Source organism: Pseudoalteromonas 'SMAR' (assembly GCF_048515945.1).
Lineage (GTDB): Bacteria > Pseudomonadota > Gammaproteobacteria > Enterobacterales > Alteromonadaceae > Pseudoalteromonas.
Window position 1 is genome coordinate 40,061 of the sequence record NZ_JBLWMW010000030.1, and the last position, 17,273, is coordinate 57,333.

The following is a 17,273-nucleotide window of genomic DNA, read 5'->3' on the forward strand; positions in this document are numbered from 1 at the left end:
GACTGGCACTCTATATAATCGGCTCTTGCCGAACTCAATGGGTTTGTTATCAGCTCAAAGGTCATGAAATCCCCCCTAGCACTAAAATAGCTCAATATCCGTCTTGTTGTCTTGCTCTTCAATATCGTGAAGATAACGCACTTCACGCTGCTCAATGGTATTATTGTGCATCTGTCGTAACTTTTTCACTTGTGCCCGACCACTTTGCGGATGGAACACCACTTTGCGTGGCCAAGGCCCGCCAACATCTTGTGACACCAGCCGCAGACTTTCTTCTTCAACGTAAGCTTGAGCAAAACGAATATTGCCCTCTCCAATGTCGGTCATCGAGCTAATAATCTTACCACCACCAAATAACTTAATTTTAAGGTTACTTCGCGCTGCGCCATTTTTTAATACTTCGTTGATCAAATACTCCATGGCCCAGTTACCATAGCGACAATTCAGGTCATCGGCGTGGACCTCTTTCACCGCTTTTAACCCTGGCAACATAAAGTGATTCATACCACCAATACCCAGCCTTTCATCATACACACAAGCAGCAATACAAGAGCCCAACACGGTTGAGATTAGCTCATCTTGCTTCGAGACGTAAAACTCTCCCGGCAGCACCTTGGCCACCACTTTGGCACGGCCTGAATCCCAAAACCGTTTTACATGCTCGAAGCCGCCAAGAACAGGTTTAAACTCTCTCATTTAACGGGCCCTTCTGATAAATCGTCTTACCCAAGTTACGAAATTCGAAATGTTCTTTTCCCATGGTTTCCGAGTGACCAATTAACAGATAGCCGTCGGGCACCAACATTTTATGGTAATTTCTAAACAGTTTATCTTTGGTTTCTTTATCAAAATAAATTAATACGTTACGACAAAATATAACGTCAAATGGCCCCTTCATTGGCCACGGCTCCAACAGGTTTAGACGCTTAAAGTGCACCAAGCTTTGCAGTTTCGGTTTGGTCTTATAGAGATTGCCATCAGCACTTTTCAGAAACCATTTGTGCTTTACTTCGTCGTCAAGCCCCGTCACATTCTGGGCGGTGTATTCTCCGGCACTGGCTTTTGTCAGTACATTGGAGTCCAGATCCGTGGCCAGTATTTTGACATCCCAACCATTGGGAAAGGCATTGGCTATGGTCATTGCAATACTATAAGGCTCCTCGCCTGTGGAGCAGCCAGCAGACCAAATTCTGACCCTTCTATCATGTTTATGCCGCGCCATGATTTCTGGCACCGCCTGTTGAGCCAAAAACTCAAAGTGATGATTTTCACGAAAGAAGGAGGTTAAGTTAGTCGTTATGGCATTAATAAAATGACTAAATTCAGTACTTTCATGTTCATCTAAATAACGTAAATAAGCCCCAAAGGAGTCCAAATTATTGGCTCTAATTCGCCGAGCAAGACGAGAGTGAACCATCTCTTTTTTATGAGGCCCAAGCACAATGCCACAGGCCTTGTAAACTCGGGCCGAGATGGTGGCAAAGTCTGCGTCTGTTAATAAAAACTCTCGCATAGGGCTTAAACCTTCAGTTACTGATATAAAAGATAGGCGCTTTTGACATCGCAGCAGTTCTGAGCCACTGCTAACACTATTATTAGGGTATTAAGTAGACAAGGCGGCATATCGCCGCCATCATTACTGCCTTAATACCTCACCGGATATGGACCTCAAGACTAAAACTCCTCCCACTCCTCTGAGTCGTTAGCAAACTGATTAGCGCGAGAAGGCGCTGCCGATTTTTGCGTCGTTGAGCTCTGCTTCGGCAGCTGCTTTTCCGGTGCAGAGAAGCTACTGGGTTGCTCAATAACACTTTGCGGTTGTTGCGAGTCACCTAAAGTAAAGAAGTTGAGTAATCTGCGCATATCATTGGCTTGTTCTGCCATCGACTCACCTGCAGCAGAGGCTTCCTCCACCAGCGCAGCATTTTGCTGTGTCATTTCATCCATTTGCGATACCGCTTTATTAACTTGCTCAATGCCTGAACTTTGTTCAATGGATGCTTCAGCAATATCGGAGATCATATTGGTTACTCGTTTCACTGAGTCAACGATCCCTTTCAAGGTTTCTCCCGATTCATTTACAAGTAAGGTACCATCTTCAACTTTACCGACACTATCACGGATCAAGTCTTTGATTTCTTTCGCCGCACCGGCTGAACGCTGCGCTAAGTTTCGTACCTCTCCGGCAACAACGGCAAAACCACGCCCTTGTTCACCAGCTCTGGCAGCTTCTACAGCGGCATTCAGAGCCAGCAAGTTTGTTTGGAACGCAATTTCATCAATGACACCAATAATATCTGAGATTTTCTTACTGGATTCATTAATCTCAGACATACTTGCGACAGCTCGAGTGACCACTTCACCACCTTTAATGGCCTTATCGCAGGTATCCTCAGCGAGTTCATTGGCTGTTTTGGCATTATCGGCATTTTGCTTCACGGTGCTGGTCATTTGCTCCATGCTAGAAGCGGTTTCTTCTAGTGACGATGCTTGCTCTTCGGTGCGCTGACTAAGATCCGCATTTCCTTGTGAAATTTCTTCCGCGCCACTGGCAACTAAATTGGCCGACGTACGAATACGACCCAAGACTTCGGTTAACTTGTCCGCAGTCGTATTGGCATCGCGCTTGAGACGCTCATAAGCCCCTTGGTAGTCACCATCAATTCGCCGTGTAAGGTTACCGGTTGCCAGTGAATCGAGCATATCGCCCATGTCTGTGACGGTCTCATCGACGGTTTCAACTAAGCTATTAAGGCCTTTAACCAAACGTAAGTAAAAGCCATCTTTGCCCTCTTCTGAAAGCCTTGCCGTAAGATCACCACGGTTGGCTGCCTGAACTAAATCATTCACTTCTTTTTCAATGGCGATTTCTTTGGTTCTATCTTCCCACTCAACCACGAAACCAACTCGCTCATTGTCGCCATTTAAAATGGGATTGGCGACCAAGCCAAAGGTGCGTTTACCTACTTTGATTTCAGTTTCATATTCACTGTCTAAACGTGATAGCAGGCTACGCTGATGATTAGGGTTTTTGTGGAAGTCATCGATACTACTACCAATCAGCTTCTTGCTGTCAAACTTGGGCAGGCTTTTACGAATATCTTGCTCCGCATCATCCATCATTTCTTGCAATGCTTCATTAACGTACACGATGTCATAATCGGCATTGGCAATCATGGTGTTGGTTGAGACATTATCAAGCGCTCTGCGCACCCATAAGTTCTCCGACGCTTTGCGCTTTTCTTTACGCTCTTTTTCTAACCGTTCCGTTTTATCGTCCCACTCAACCACAATACCAATACGCTCATGGTTGTCATTGAAAACTGGGGTGGCAATAAGACCAAAGGTGAAACCGGCAACTTTTATGTCGGTTTTGTATACGTCATTTAGTTTACTGAGTAAATTACGTTGATGAGTCGGATTCACATGAAACTCGTCAATGCATTTACCCACCAAGTTATCGGCAGAGAAGTTAGGTAAAGATTCACGCAGTTGCGCTTGTTTATCTTTTAGCATTTCTACAACGGATTCATTGACGTATATTATGTTCAGGTTTTCATCAGCTAGCATTACATTGGCCTGACAAACGTCTAATGCATTAGTAATTTTGGCGTTGAAGCTTTCAAGCTCAGCCCGCTCTTGCTCCATTTTTAATTCACGGGTTAGATCTTTCCACTCCACCAAGGTTGCAAGGCGCTGACCATCATCACCAAATACAGGAGTGGCAATTAAGTCGAAAGTAAGCCCTGCCACTTTGATTTTGGTGGTATAAGGACGGCTAAGATTGGCTAATAAACCGCGTTGGTGACTGGGGTTTTTATGAAAGGCATCAATATTCTGGCCAATTAAGTTATTCACTGAAAAGTTCGGTAAATCTTGTTGTAGCTTGGCTTCATTTTTTTGCAGCATACGAATGACAGAGTCATTCATGTATACAATGTTTAATGACTCGTCGGCCAGCATGATATTGGCCTGACAAACCTGTAATGCCAATAACAGACTATGGCTGTGCTCATGCGCGTCTTCTTTGCCATTGATTAACTCAGCCACAGCACGATATAAATTACTGTGTTCAGAAACACCGCTGGCGCGTAATAAGTCAGCATCTTTGTTTGCAATTGCCGGAGCAATGGCCTCCATATCGCGAAGCTTTTCTAGCAATGCGTTCGCGCCTTGCTTCATCAATAAAATCGCGACAATTACGCTTACCGCAGCAATGACCAACGCCACATAAACCTGTGCAGACATATTTATGTTTAGCATTTGCATACTGATTGCAAGCCCAGCAATAATGATGGCCCCCGCTATGAGTATCCTATTATTTAATTGACTTGCTAACGCTTGCTCGCTCATGTTATCCCCCGACAACCAATTGCTCATTATGATTTTCATCTAAATCTAGAATTCTTTTTAGGTTTAATAAAACCACCATTTTCTCTCCGACGTTCACCAGGCCTTGTACAAAAAGGCTATTTTCTGACCCTTGAAACTCAGGGACATCCTTGGCTGTTTCTTCATTGATGGTGTACACGTCTGAAACCGCATCGACTACCAGCCCCATAACTTTGGTGTTGTCGCGAATTTCTACGGCCACCACCACAACCACGGTTAAGGGGCCATACTCGACTCTTGGCAGGCCAAATCGCACACGTAGGTCAATGATTGGCACTATGGTGCCACGCAAGTTAATGGCGCCATTAACAAACTTAGGGGAGTTAGGGATCGCAGTGACTTCTTCCCACCCTCGGATCTCCTGCACCGATAAAATATCCATGCCATATTCTTCTTCAGCCATCATAAAGGTGAGAAACTGCTTGTCTCCCTCGCGATTGGTCATTACCAACTGTTCGTTAATTGATGCTTGTTCGGTCATCATGTCGTCACCTCTTCTTCTTGCTTTTCCATCAAGAGATCTTGTGACCCTGGGCGTTTGAGTCCACTAAGCTTAATCAACCCTGTGATATCTAGAATTAGCGAAACGCGCCCATCTCCAAGTATTGTTGCTCCCGAAATTCCATTGACGCGCTGATAGTTTGCTTCGAGACTTTTGATGACTACCTGTTGTTGCCCCAATAAGTCATCGACCAGCAGCCCTACCTTATGATTGTCGCTCTCGACCACCACCAGCAATGCCTTATCAAGTGCCTCAATGGCGCCATCATGGTTAAATAACTTATACAATCGTAAGATCGGAATATATTCATCCCTTAGACGCAGCACCTCAAGACCATTACCCACAGTACTGACTTTGTCGATATTGATTTGCAATGACTCAACGATTGAAATGAGTGGAATAATGTAGGTATGGCTAGCAACATTGACCAACTGACCATCCAAAATAGCCAAGGTTAAAGGTAACCGTATAGTAAAGGTTGAACCGACACCGGGCGCCGAGTTTACCTCGACGCTGCCGTTTAAAGATTGAATGTTTCTACGCACCACATCCATGCCGACGCCACGCCCAGAAATATCACTGACTTCATCCACCGTAGAAAATCCAGGTCTAAAAATAAGCTCGTTGATCTCTTCTGGGCTGAGATCGTCTGTGGCCTGGATCAAGCCATTAGCTATGGCCTTACTTTTTATTTTTTCAGTGTTCAACCCCTTACCGTCATCCATGATTTCGATGACAATGTTGCCGCCTTGGTGAAAGGCATTCAAAGTGACTTGGCCAACAGGATCTTTACCTGCTTTTATTCTTTCTTCTGGGGTCTCTAAGCCATGATCGAGCGAGTTTCTCACCAAGTGCACCATGGGATCAGAAATTTTCTCCATCACCGTTTTATCTAGCTCGGTTTGCTCCCCCAGCAACTTCAGTTCAACTTGTTTGTTGAGTTTTTGTGAGGTATCTCGAACTAGCCTAGGAAAACGGCTAAATACAAAGCTAATAGGGAGCATGCGGATACGCATGACATTTTCTTGCAGATCTCGAGTATTATGGGCTAACTGCGCTAGGCCTTCTTGCAGTGCCGTTAAAGTTTGCTCCGTAGGTTCTCGTTCACCTAGCTGGGTTAACATAGCTTGAGTGATGACTAACTCACCCACCATGTTGATTAGTGAATCCACTTTGTCGATACCAACGCGAATGGATGTCGACTCCGAGCTTTTTTTCGAGCTAGGCACTTTATTAGCTGCTGTATTTGCCTTTTTGCTAGCCTGTTCGCTGGGTTTAGGCTCTGCATTTTGAACTTGTGCCTCTGACTGTTCGGCTCGCGGCTCAGGTACTTCAGATTCAAATAAGCCGCCACATAAGGTGATGTCGATATCGGCATCATCTTCTACCCATTCAAAAATTTCTTGAATAGCAGATTGCCCTTGTGTTGTTGTTAGGTATAGCCGCCAATTCAAATAACAATCTTCGGGGTTAAACTTATCTAAACTTGGAATACCATCACAAAATGCATGGGTTTCTAAGTCACCTAGCTCCGCAAGCTCACTAAGCATATAGAGCGGCTCATTGCCCGTTTTAAATAAATGTGAGTGGGGTTTGAAGTCAATTTGGTAAGTGTTTGCTTCGGCCTCAGGCGTACTTGACTGTGGTTCACTCTGGAGAGTTTGCTCTTCGTTGCCCAAGATTCTATCAAACTGCGCTTTTAGCTCTGACGACTCGGTTAAGTCAGGCTCTTCTTCCGCTTGCAGAGCACTGAGTAAACCACGCAGGCAATCTACCGACTGTAGCAACAGATTTACATGTTCTGCCGTCAACTGCCGCCGACCATCTCTGATCTGATCCAGCAAGGTTTCCAGCACATGCGTAAAATTAGTCACTGAGGTAAAACCAAAGGTACCACTCCCCCCTTTAATGCTGTGGGCTGCTCTAAAAATAGTATTGATCGTTTCGGAGTCCTCTGTGCCTGGTTGTAGGTTCAGAAGCTCAGCCTCCATGACATCCAGGCCTTCAAAGCTCTCTTCGAAGAAAACATCGAAAAACTGACTTAAATCAATACTCATGGCATTATCCTTAGCGCTTATCTAATGACTTTTTTCAATACTGCCAGCAGTTGCTCTGGGTTAAATGGTTTCACAATCCAGCCCGTCGCCCCGGCTGCTTTCCCCTCGGTTTTTTTATCTAAGCCCGACTCTGTCGTCAGCATGAGTAATGGCGTAAATTTGTAGTTCGGTAAGCTCCTCAGCTCTTTAATTAAAGTAATGCCGTCCATCACTGGCATGTTGACATCAGAAATAACCGCATCAAAGCCCTGTTGCTTGGCTATCGTTAATGCCTCACTGCCATCTTTGGCTTCGGTTACATCAAACCCGGCTTTCTTTAATGTAAACCCCACCATTTGACGCATAGATGCCGAATCATCCACAGCTAAAATTTTCTTCATGTTCACCTCTTAACTTTCAGTACCATGGAATAAATAGTTAGTTAGACCTAGTTCACTCACAGCCTGGGCCAATGCTTCACTTTCGCCATGCCAAATAATTTCATGCTCGAGCGTATGTAGATGCTTTTGCAGCGCACACAACAGCTGCACAGAGGCAGTATCAGCACGCTGTACGTCACTAATATCAACAGTGACATCAGAAGTTTCGCCAGAGTCTTGGGTGATCTGTTGATACAGACCTTCAACATGATGTATCGACATGTCAGCTGGAAGTTTCAACATAAGCTGAAGACAATCCTTGTAAAAAAGAGTAATAAAAATAGCTTAGACCCTGATCGCAAAAATGCCACCATGTTCGATGAAAAATACACAAATAATTAGAGCGTTAGAGCACGAGAGGGGAACTGACATGGGCATTCTCCCATGTCAGTATTAGACTAATTTATGATATGTTGTAGGTCAGTTAAAAGCTGCTTTTCATCAATGGTAGGGACACTTCCCGGCGCGTAAGTGGGTTTAAAAATGGCCTCCAACTGACCTTGAGGATTTACTAATGCGACCGAAGCGCTGTGGTCAACATAGTAATCTTGGTCGCTTTGTTGGTTAATGGCATAGATTAACCCTAAATCTTTGACGAAAGGGAATAACTGCGCATGTTCAGCTGAGACGGCTTTGAACTCAGGATTAAAGTGCTTGATATACGCGGCACGCTTTTGCTGAGTATCGCGATTGGGATCAACCGATACAAACCAGACGTCGACGTCCTCGTTACTCTCCAACACCTGATAAGTATGTGCTAACTTTAATAGCGTCATTGGGCAAATATCAGGGCAGCTGGTATAACCTAAAAACAGCAACGTCCACGACCCTTGTAACGCGGTATTGGTGATAGTATTACCGTGTTGATCATTTAACTCAAAGCTTTGTAATGCCTTAGGTTGCTCATACCACACCACTTTCTCAGAGACATCTGGTGGAGGTGCACAGGCAGCGATAGCGCCTACCAACAAAAAAATCAGAAATCGTTTCATATGATTGTTTTATCTATAAATAGAGCAACAAAGATAACAAGCAAATGCCAGATCGAGAAGTAAAAAACGCGCATGGCATACTCAAGGCTTTGCGTTCTCAGCAACTTCACCGCCTTGTAAATAAACATCACGTTCACCACACTGGCGGCGATTAAATAAAACCAACCGGACATGCCCACTAAATAGGGTAGTAAACAAACCAGCGTCAGAATAATAGTGTAAAATAACACACACAACTTAGTGAATGATTCGCCATGCGTGACTGGCAGCATAGGCACTTCGGCTTTCTCATAATCTCTTTTTCGTGCAATTGCTAAGGCCCAAAAGTGGGGTGGAGTCCAGGCAAATATAATCATCACCAGTAGCCAAGGCTCAGCGCCTAGCTGCCCCGTTTCACTCACCCAACCCAAAAGTGGTGGCATAGCTCCTGCAAGCCCACCAATAACAATATTTTGCGGGGTAGCACGCTTTAACAGCAAGGTATAAACCACCGCGTAGCCAAACAGGGCCGCTAGCGTCAGCCATGCTGTGAGTGGGTTTGCAAATGACATCAATAGTGCATAGCCTGCTACAGCCAGAGCCAATGAAAACGCAAGCGCTGTCGAGACTGAAACCGCGTCGTTGGCCATTGGCCGCGCTCTAGTCCGCGCCATCTTTTTATCAATCTCGCGGTCAACTATATGATTAACCGCAGCGGCACTACTCGATAACAAGCCAATACCCAAAAGACTCATTAGTTGTTGCAGCACACTTCTTTGTGTTTCTGGAGCCAACATCAGGCCAACCCAAGCGGTGATGACTAGCATGCACACGACCTTAAATTTACACATCGCAAAACACGCTTTGAGCGTTCCAGCCAGGTGTTGTATTTCTGTTCTAATGAGAGACTGCATATTGACCTCCGATTTTTCTCGCTAAGTGCGCGAAGAAACATAACCTCACTGTAGCCAAAAGCACCATAGCTGCCATGAAGTTGTGGAATAATGTAAGTAATAATGGGAATTGGAAATGCACTATGGCCATACCAAGCAGCACTTGCAGTGCCACCAGTACTAGCACCAACATTGCTGAAAAGCGCAGCACAGGATGCTGAGTTGACTTCATCAATGGCCAACAGGCTAAACACAAAAAGGCAACGGTAACCAACGCCCACAAACGATGAATAAAGTGAATAGAAACTCGAGACTCGAACGGCAACACCCCAAATTCATAGCTAGCAGCCGCTTCAGGCATGATAAAAATACTGCGCCATGAGAACAGCTCCATGTTGTCGCACAGTGGTAACCCGGTACAATGTGGCGCTGCATAGTTTGCAGCCAACCAGCCACCTAAAGCAATTTGTACAACCAGTACAGCCAAAGCCAGAATACATAGCTTGAATTGCTGCACAGTCACACTGGCCTTAATACTCGAGTGCCTGAGCCGTAACACCAACAAGGTCAGTAACGCTAAAATACTAAAACCACCCAGCAAGTGCCCCATCACTACCACTGGCTGGAGGTTCATAGTAACCGTCCACATCCCGAGCGCCCCTTGAAATAGTACCAGCAGTAAGAGCAAGTAATAATGGCGCCGAGGTCCAGACTCCTGTTTATTCTTCAGCGCTCTGGCAGCGGCCAGTAATAAAATAAGTAAGCCCAAAAAGCTAGCAAAATAGCGATGGATCATTTCAATCCAGGCTTTGTCCGCCTCAACTTCTAAATGAGGAAACTTGTCTTTTGCTGCTGTCAACTCATGGCTTTCATTTGGCACGGTTAGAAAGCCGTAGCACCCAGGCCAATCAGGACAACCAAGCCCGGCATCACTCAACCGAGTAAAAGCGCCCAAAGTTACAACCACTATCGCAACCACTGCTGCAAATAAAGAAATGCGAATTTTTGTTTTTGTCATCTCAGTCTCCTACCCTAACTAGAACGAGAGTAATTCAGCAGTTTTTTTATATCCTTGAGCAACCCTTTTTGTACTTCTCGCGCTTCATCAAGCTTTACACTGGGTGCGTACTCAAGGACAAAAAGCCCGGTTTTGTCAACAAGGTATAAATAGTTATCTTTTAATTTAGCGATCTCTAAGTTGACTGTTTGAGTGTTTTTTATTGGTGCGTCTGCTGGTTGTTGTAGTACCACAAGCGACACTTTGTGTTGGTTCTTCCCCAGCGCTGTATATAAGTTAGGTAAGCTTTGCAGCATCGTCTGACACTGCTCGTCACATTGTTGCGGACGTTGAAATGCAATCGTCCACTCAGTGTCTAATACCAGTTCAGGCTGACGCAGCTCAAACTCCAAAAAGGCCCCATGATTGGTTGTTTCATTAGGTATCCAATCCAGCTTTAACGCCGTAAATGCTACAATAATGGGTAATAAGAAAAGCCCCACAAACCAAACTCCCGGTTTAGACATTGCTATACTCCTTCTTTGATAATTTCCAACCAATAACCGCTGCAGCTAGGCCGATTAACAACCACTGTAATGCGTATGCTTCGTGTTTTTGTGGTGACATCACAACAGGTTGATAATGAGGCTCTGTCGTATCACCGAGAGGTGTATTGAGGTAGGCGATGACCGGAACTAGGCGAATGTCAGATTGCTGCGCTAGGTATTCAACATCAATGTATTGAATTATATTTTGGCCATCACTGCCTTGTGCTGCCGAGTCTGCGAGAGTAAAGCTTTTACTGCCCTTAGGCTTAATATAGGCAGATAACGTTTGTACTCCTTTAGGTGGCAGAAACGTGGGAGGTGTACGGCTTGACTTTTGCGGCACGAACCCGAGATTAACAATAAATTGCTCGCCCGTATGTTGCGCTCGAAACAGTGCAATTACATCGAAACCGACTTTCCCTTTGACCACTTGGTTATCCAAAAACCAGACATGCCCTGCGATAAACTCACCTTGTATGGTTATCTGGGTGTTATGGCTATCTAGCACGCTTGCTTGCTTGGAACTGGATAAAGCTGTTTTCTGCTGAGTAATTTCAGCATTTATAAGGTGTTTTTTTTGTGCTCGTTGCCACTGCCACGCTGACAGTGATAAGCACACAAGTAAAACGATTAACGCTGCCAAAATCGGCGCTTTTGCTCTACCCTTAATAACTGAGGCTAAATCCACAGGACACCCCTTATGATTAAAATTATTATTATTTTGCTACTGCTGGCGACATTTATTAATTTATTTCGAGCTTTACTGGTTATGCTGCGCTCCGAACAACGCTCTATGGCCAGCTTGTTGATGAAGCGCGTTTATACCTCGGTTGCTGTTATCGTCTTGGTGTTGATTGCGGCCCAGTTTGGACTGCTCAAACTGAACCCGTCTCCCTTAGCTACAACACATACACAAACACAAATAAGCACAACCACACCACATCAACAAAGTGCCAATACCAAGCACCCGCCTGAAACGCAAAATGGTTCTTCGCGCTAAAGTGACCTTTGATAACGCGCAGCCAGACTACGAATAAAATGATGGCGCCAAGGGTGACATGGAGGCCATGAAAACCGGTTAGCAGAAAGAAGGTATTACCATACACACCCGATTGCAAAGTTAAACCAAGCTCTTCATAAGCATGGATGTACTCTTCAACCTGTAAGGTCAAAAAGCCGATCCCCAGCAACACCGTTAAACCTAAAAATGCAGTGACCTTCTTGCGCTGCTCTTTTTCAAGAGCCACGTGCGCTATGCTCAAAGTAACCGAAGAAATTAGCAGTATAATGGTGTTAATTAATGGTAACCCCTGCCAACCCATCGCTTGTGTTTCAGTACCACCTGGCGTAGTCACCAAAGGCCAAATCGCTTCAAACTGAGGCCATAATACTTCGTGTGTCATGGCGTTGTTGCTAGCCCCTCCAAGCCAAGGAATAGCAAACATTCTGGCGTACAGCAATGCGCCAAAAAAAGCCGCAAAAAACATCACTTCAGAAAATATAAACCACCCCATACCTTGCTTGAAAGAGCGGTCCATTTGCTTTGAGTATAAGCCGGTTTGCGATTCATGAATGACGTTTCGAAACCAGCCAAATACCATATAAATCAGGATCGCAATCCCAACTAAAAGTAATAAAACGCCGCTACTTTCCTGCGCCTCAGCTTGAATAACCGTTAGTGCCGCACCAACGGCGATAAAAAACAAAGCAACCGCGCCCACAATAGGCCATGGGCTTTGCTCGGGAACGTAGTACTTCTCATGTTTATGGTTCATAATTGAACTCCTTATAAGCAAGCAGGCTGGTATTTACTGTCTGTTGTGTTGCCGATACTCGCTCAGTAATATCAAATAGTGCATACGATAGAGTTAACTCCTCAACTTCAGGGGGTAACTCTGTATCCACATAAAAACGCAGCACAAATTCAACTTCTTGCTGCCCTTTCATAGGTTGTTGATCAAAACAAAAGCAGGCCATCTTGTGTAAATATTTGGCCGCTTTGCCTGGTGACACGGATGGGATAGCTTGCATCACTCGGGCATCTGCACTGAGATTTTTGGCGGTAAACTTAACATCAGTAAGTTTACCGGGCTTTACCGTAACAGCATGCGTGACTGCCTCTACCTTAAACGGTGCCTGGCTCTGGCTATGCGTAGTAAAACTCACTGACACTTGTCTATTCTCAACAACAGACTCGCTCTGTTTTGCTGCCGTCATTGCTGGTTTACCGTTTAACCCGGTAATATCACAAAAGACGTCATACAGCGGCACCAGTGCAAACGCAAAAGCAAACATACCTAAAGTCAATAACAATAACTTTTTCAGCAGGCTACCGTGTTGCATTACTTAATCTCCGGAGGGGTAGAGAAAGTATGGTGCGGTGCCGGTGAAGGTACGTCCCACTCCAGGCCTTCTGCGCCATCCCATACTTTACCAGGCACTTGTTCACCCCCTCGTGCACACTTATACACCACCGCCACAAACAGCAGTTGCGATAACCCAAAGGCAAATCCACCAATACTTATGATGGCATTGAAGTCGGCGAACTGCAGAGCGTAATCTGGAATCCGTCTCGGCATACCAGCTAAGCCAACAAAGTGCATTGGGAAGAACAAGATGTTGACACTGATCAGAGATAGCCAGAAGTGGAATTTAGCTAACTTAATGTCGAACATATGGCCAGTCCATTTCGGCAACCAGTAATAAGCCGCTGCCATAATAGAGAACACAGCACCAGTGACTAATACATAATGGAAATGTGCGACGACAAAGTAAGTATCGTGATACTGAAAGTCTGCGGGCGTAATGGCTAACATTAACCCTGAAAAGCCCCCTATTGTGAACAACACAATGAAGGCAATAGCAAACATCATCGGCACTTCAAAACTTATCGCTCCACGCCACATGGTTGCGACCCAGTTAAAGACTTTCACTCCAGTTGGCACTGAAATAAGCATGGTGGCATACATGAAGAAGAGTTCACCTGCCAGCGGCATACCGGTGGTAAACATATGGTGCGCCCAAACCACAAAAGATAATAAAGCGATAGACGCTGTGGCATATACCATGGAGGCATAGCCAAATAGCTTTTTGCGCGAGAAGGTAGGAACAATCGTGGAGATTATCCCAAATGCTGGCAAAATCATAATGTATACTTCTGGGTGACCAAAGAACCAGAAGATATGTTGAAACATCACCGGATCACCACCACCTGCGGCATCAAAGAAGCTTGTACCAAAATACTTATCGGTTAGTACCATAGTGACCGCTCCAGCAAGCACCGGCATCACCGCTATTAACAAGAAGGCAGTAATCAACCAGGTCCAAACGAACAAAGGTAGCTTCATCCAAGTCATGCCTGGCGCTCTGAGGTTAACGATGGTAACAATTACATTGATCGCCCCCATAATTGAGCTGATCCCCATAATATGCACCGCAAAAACAAAAAATGCCGTATTGTCGTTACTATAGGTGGTCGACAGTGGCGCATAGAAGGTCCAACCAAATGCAGGGCCACCGCCTTCTAAGAAAAGCGAGAAAAGTAAAATGGCAAAGGCAAATGGCAGTATCCAAAAGCTCCAGTTATTCATTCTCGGCAAGGCCATATCAGGCGCTCCGATCATCATTGGGATCATCCAGTTAGCTAACCCGGTGAAGGCAGGCATAACCGCCCCAAATACCATAATTAACCCGTGCACTGTGGTCATCTGGTTAAAGAAGTGAGGGTCAACTAATTGCAGACCTGGTTGAAATAACTCAGCCCTTATGACCATCGCCATGGCACCGCCAATTAGGAACATCGCAAGAGAGAAGAGTAAATACAGTGTTCCAATATCTTTATGATTGGTAGTAAAAAGCCAACGCTTCAAGCCTTTCGGGGGGGCGTGGTGTGAATGTTCTTCGACAATGGCACTCATTTTTCAGCCTCCTCTAGCGCATCGATTTCTTTTTGTACATCGCTCGGCTGTATCACTTCTCCAGTGTCGTTACCCCAACTATTTCTTTTGTAGGTAATAACGCCCGCGATTTGTTTTATTGTCAGTTGTTTAGCAAATGCCTGCATTGCAGTACCCGGACGGCCTAACAGCAATACGTCGATATGCTCTTTAATATCTCCAACTACCACTTTGTTATCTTTTAATGCCGGGAAGACACCTGGTAAGCCAAGCCCTGTAGGCTGGTGACAGGCAGCGCAATATGCCATATAGGTTTGCTCTCCCACTTCCATCAGCTCTTCTTTGGAAAAGGTTTGTTGTGCAACTTCCGCCGAGGCCGCTTGCTCAGCAGCCTTTTCTGCTTTGGCATTTTCAAGCCAAAGATCAAACTCTTGTGGCTCAACAGCTTCAACGACAATCGGCATAAAGCCGTGATCTTTGCCGCAAAGCTCGGCACATTGACCACGATAAATGCCCTCCTCATTTACCTTAGTCCAGGCTTCGTTGATAAACCCTGGATTGGCGTCTTTTTTCACTGCAAAGTCAGGCACCCACCAAGAATGAATGACATCGTCTGAGGTCATTAGAAAACGCACTTTCCTGTCGGTTGGAATAACCAAGTGTTTGTCTACTTCTAGTAGATAGTTTTGGTTTTTATCTTTGAGATCGGCTATTTCATCTTTCGGTGTGGAAAGCAATGAAAAGAAATCAACATCATGTCCCATGTATTCATAATGCCACTTCCATTGGGAGCCGGTGACTTTAATGGTCAAATCGGCTTTACTGGTGTCTTCCATTGCAATCAAGGTTTTGGTGGCGGGAACCGCCATTGCTATTAAGATCACAAAGGGAATAGCGGTCCATAGGATCTCAACTTTGGTGCTTTCATGAAATTGGGCTGGTACAACCCCTTTAGACTTCCGATGTTTGAGCAAAGCCCAAAACATCACAGCAAACACAACAACCCCAATGACACAACATATCAAAAAGATAGTCATATGGAGGTCATACACTTGCTGGCTAATATCCGTCACACCCTGCCTCATATTATAAGCACTATTGGCTAATGATGGCATTGCGATCAGCATAGTGACGAATGTGGCAACTAATCGACAAATTTTCATTTGACGTCTCCTTCAAAGTCGCTCACAGCGGCTTTTTGTTATTATTGGATGACTGTCATAATGTCTATTAACACATAGACTTACTGCACGACTATTAACCAATTAGTCAAAAAACACACAAAATGCAAGGTTTTTGAAAAATAAGTGTTACCAACAATATTTTATATTTACTGTTGTAAAACCAATATTAGCTCTAAGTATTGTGGCAATATCAACAAACTAAGACCCTAAGGCAGTCGATATAAGTCTTTAATATGGAGTAAGTTAAAGTTATTAAGAAATAGTTTTAGCTATTACGCGCAAAGATTGGAGTGACTTGTTACTCAACTGTACTTCGCAATTTGCTAACAAAAGTATTGATTTACTATCTAGAATGATAACGGTAGGCTTAAAAGATACTTTGCTCTTGTTTCAATAACTCAACGGTGAGAGCGTAAGAATAGAAACAGGAGCTACCACTTCGACTTGTTGAAAAAGGCCGTTTCACACCATAAGTGGCAGCTTAAGAAGAACCATCAATTGATTCGCAAGAATTGCTGAAAACTTTTGCTACATCCAGTCGGCATTTCTAATGATACCAACCGCCAGACCTTCAATGGCAAAATTCTGATGCTCTAAATCCACTTCAATAGCTTGAAACTCATCATTTTCAGCATGCAAAAGAACCTTTTTACCTTGCTTCTCAAGACGCTTTACAGTGACGTCATCTTCCACTCTAGCCACAACTACCTGGCCATTCTCTGCTAACTGAGTACTATGAACAGCAAGTAGATCGCCGTCTAATATACCAATATCCTTCATACTCATACCATTTACCCGAAGCAAATAATCAGCATGAGGCTTAAATAATGCGGCATCAACATGACAATGTGATTCGACATGCTGCTGAGCTAGAATAGGTTCCCCAGCGGCAACACGACCAATAACGGGTAGACCAAGCTCCTCTTCTTCCTCTTCAACCAAACGTATACCACGACTCGCACCTGGAACCATTTCTATAACACCTTTTTTAGCAAGTGCTTTTAGGTGTTCCTCTGCTGCATTAGCGCTCTTAAACCCCAAAGCATCGGCAATTTCAGCACGAGTTGGAGGCATGCCAGTATCTTTTATAAAAACTTTTATTAACTCAAAGATCTGTTCTTGACGTTTAGTAAGCGGTCGCATTAACTGGTATTCCATACAGTGGTTTATTTACTGTAAGTATATACAGCCAAGAAAAAATCGCAAATGTTTATTGCTCAGATATTTAGCAAATCATGAAGAGTAAATGAACCATAATACAAAATAGTATACACGCTATCAGACTGGCACGTTGAGGATAAGATAAACCCAGCTAAGGTGATACCAGTCTGCGGTTAGATATGTTACCAACGTGGATTCATACCAATCCGCATAAAGATTAAATCAATTTTATCCACTCCCGATTACACATCTT

Annotated in this window: 18 protein-coding genes; 1 reads left to right on the forward strand and 17 read right to left on the reverse strand. The window is 44.5% G+C overall.

Annotation, left to right across the window (positions count from 1 at the left end; genetic code table 11):
- Window positions 1-81: 81 nt before the first annotated feature.
- The 12 genes from cheD to ACNKW2_RS13215 all read right to left on the reverse strand — a co-directional run bounded on the left by cheD (window position 82) and on the right by ACNKW2_RS13215 (window position 11,467).
- Entirely contained in the window at window positions 82-696 is a 615-nt protein-coding gene (gene cheD / locus ACNKW2_RS13160) for a chemoreceptor glutamine deamidase CheD (RefSeq protein WP_336568410.1), read from the reverse strand.
- Window positions 683-1,513: a CheR family methyltransferase gene (locus ACNKW2_RS13165; RefSeq protein ID WP_419148984.1), complete on the reverse strand. Its 831-nt coding sequence runs from the start codon at window positions 1,511-1,513 to the stop codon at window positions 683-685. Before ACNKW2_RS13165 ends, cheD begins: the two co-directional genes overlap by 14 nt.
- Window positions 1,514-1,674: 161 nt before the next feature.
- The gene (locus tag ACNKW2_RS13170; protein ID WP_419148997.1) at window positions 1,675-4,353 is read right to left on the reverse strand and encodes a methyl-accepting chemotaxis protein; all 2,679 of its coding nucleotides are present in this window, start codon (window positions 4,351-4,353) and stop codon (window positions 1,675-1,677) included.
- A 1-nt stretch (window position 4,354) separates the two neighbouring features.
- The gene (locus tag ACNKW2_RS13175) at window positions 4,355-4,876 is read right to left on the reverse strand and encodes a chemotaxis protein CheW (protein WP_419148985.1); all 522 of its coding nucleotides are present in this window, start codon (window positions 4,874-4,876) and stop codon (window positions 4,355-4,357) included.
- Window positions 4,873-6,951, reverse strand: a complete 2,079-nt coding sequence (locus ACNKW2_RS13180) for a chemotaxis protein CheA (RefSeq protein ID WP_419148986.1) — start codon at window positions 6,949-6,951, stop codon at window positions 4,873-4,875. Before ACNKW2_RS13180 ends, ACNKW2_RS13175 begins: the two co-directional genes overlap by 4 nt.
- Window positions 6,952-6,968: 17 nt before the next feature.
- Window positions 6,969-7,331 (reverse strand): response regulator, encoded by a 363-nt coding sequence (locus ACNKW2_RS13185; RefSeq protein ID WP_336568405.1) that lies wholly within the window; start codon window positions 7,329-7,331, stop codon window positions 6,969-6,971.
- Window positions 7,332-7,340: 9 nt separating this feature from the next.
- Window positions 7,341-7,613: an STAS domain-containing protein gene (locus ACNKW2_RS13190; RefSeq protein WP_336568404.1), complete on the reverse strand. Its 273-nt coding sequence runs from the start codon at window positions 7,611-7,613 to the stop codon at window positions 7,341-7,343.
- 155 nt (window positions 7,614-7,768) lie between these two features.
- Entirely contained in the window at window positions 7,769-8,362 is a 594-nt protein-coding gene (locus tag ACNKW2_RS13195) for an SCO family protein (RefSeq protein ID WP_419148987.1), read from the reverse strand.
- On the reverse strand, window positions 8,359-9,255 hold the full coding sequence (gene cyoE / locus ACNKW2_RS13200) for a heme o synthase (protein ID WP_419148988.1): 897 nt from the start codon (window positions 9,253-9,255) through the stop codon (window positions 8,359-8,361). The genes ACNKW2_RS13195 and cyoE overlap by 4 nt, the downstream gene beginning before the upstream one ends.
- Window positions 9,239-10,252 carry a COX15/CtaA family protein gene (locus ACNKW2_RS13205; RefSeq protein WP_419148989.1) on the reverse strand — a complete coding sequence of 338 codons (1,014 nt, stop codon included), beginning with the start codon at window positions 10,250-10,252 and terminating at the stop codon, window positions 9,239-9,241. Before ACNKW2_RS13205 ends, cyoE begins: the two co-directional genes overlap by 17 nt.
- 14 nt (window positions 10,253-10,266) lie before the next feature.
- Window positions 10,267-10,758: a transmembrane cytochrome oxidase associated protein gene (locus ACNKW2_RS13210; protein ID WP_419148990.1), complete on the reverse strand. Its 492-nt coding sequence runs from the start codon at window positions 10,756-10,758 to the stop codon at window positions 10,267-10,269.
- On the reverse strand, window positions 10,751-11,467 hold the full coding sequence (locus tag ACNKW2_RS13215) for an SURF1 family protein (RefSeq protein ID WP_419148991.1): 717 nt from the start codon (window positions 11,465-11,467) through the stop codon (window positions 10,751-10,753). Before ACNKW2_RS13215 ends, ACNKW2_RS13210 begins: the two co-directional genes overlap by 8 nt.
- Before the next feature lie 12 nt (window positions 11,468-11,479).
- Between ACNKW2_RS13215 and ACNKW2_RS13220 the strand changes: the two genes are divergently transcribed.
- The gene (locus tag ACNKW2_RS13220) at window positions 11,480-11,779 is read left to right on the forward strand and encodes a DUF2909 domain-containing protein (RefSeq protein WP_336568397.1); all 300 of its coding nucleotides are present in this window, start codon (window positions 11,480-11,482) and stop codon (window positions 11,777-11,779) included.
- Here the strand turns inward: ACNKW2_RS13220 and ACNKW2_RS13225 are convergent.
- The 5 genes from ACNKW2_RS13225 to lexA form a co-directional block, all read right to left on the reverse strand.
- On the reverse strand, window positions 11,679-12,554 hold the full coding sequence (locus tag ACNKW2_RS13225; protein WP_419148993.1) for a cytochrome c oxidase subunit 3: 876 nt from the start codon (window positions 12,552-12,554) through the stop codon (window positions 11,679-11,681). The genes ACNKW2_RS13220 and ACNKW2_RS13225 overlap by 101 nt on opposite strands.
- Window positions 12,544-13,122: a cytochrome c oxidase assembly protein gene (locus ACNKW2_RS13230; protein WP_419148994.1), complete on the reverse strand. Its 579-nt coding sequence runs from the start codon at window positions 13,120-13,122 to the stop codon at window positions 12,544-12,546. The genes ACNKW2_RS13225 and ACNKW2_RS13230 overlap by 11 nt, the downstream gene beginning before the upstream one ends.
- The gene (gene ctaD / locus ACNKW2_RS13235; RefSeq protein ID WP_336568392.1) at window positions 13,122-14,696 is read right to left on the reverse strand and encodes a cytochrome c oxidase subunit I; all 1,575 of its coding nucleotides are present in this window, start codon (window positions 14,694-14,696) and stop codon (window positions 13,122-13,124) included. The genes ACNKW2_RS13230 and ctaD overlap by 1 nt, the downstream gene beginning before the upstream one ends.
- Complete coding sequence (coxB, locus tag ACNKW2_RS13240; RefSeq protein ID WP_336568390.1) at window positions 14,693-15,838, reverse strand: cytochrome c oxidase subunit II; 1,146 nt, start codon at window positions 15,836-15,838, stop codon at window positions 14,693-14,695. Before coxB ends, ctaD begins: the two co-directional genes overlap by 4 nt.
- Window positions 15,839-16,387: 549 nt before the next feature.
- Window positions 16,388-17,002: a transcriptional repressor LexA gene (gene lexA, locus ACNKW2_RS13245; protein WP_336569329.1), complete on the reverse strand. Its 615-nt coding sequence runs from the start codon at window positions 17,000-17,002 to the stop codon at window positions 16,388-16,390.
- Window positions 17,003-17,273 lie beyond the last annotated feature (271 nt).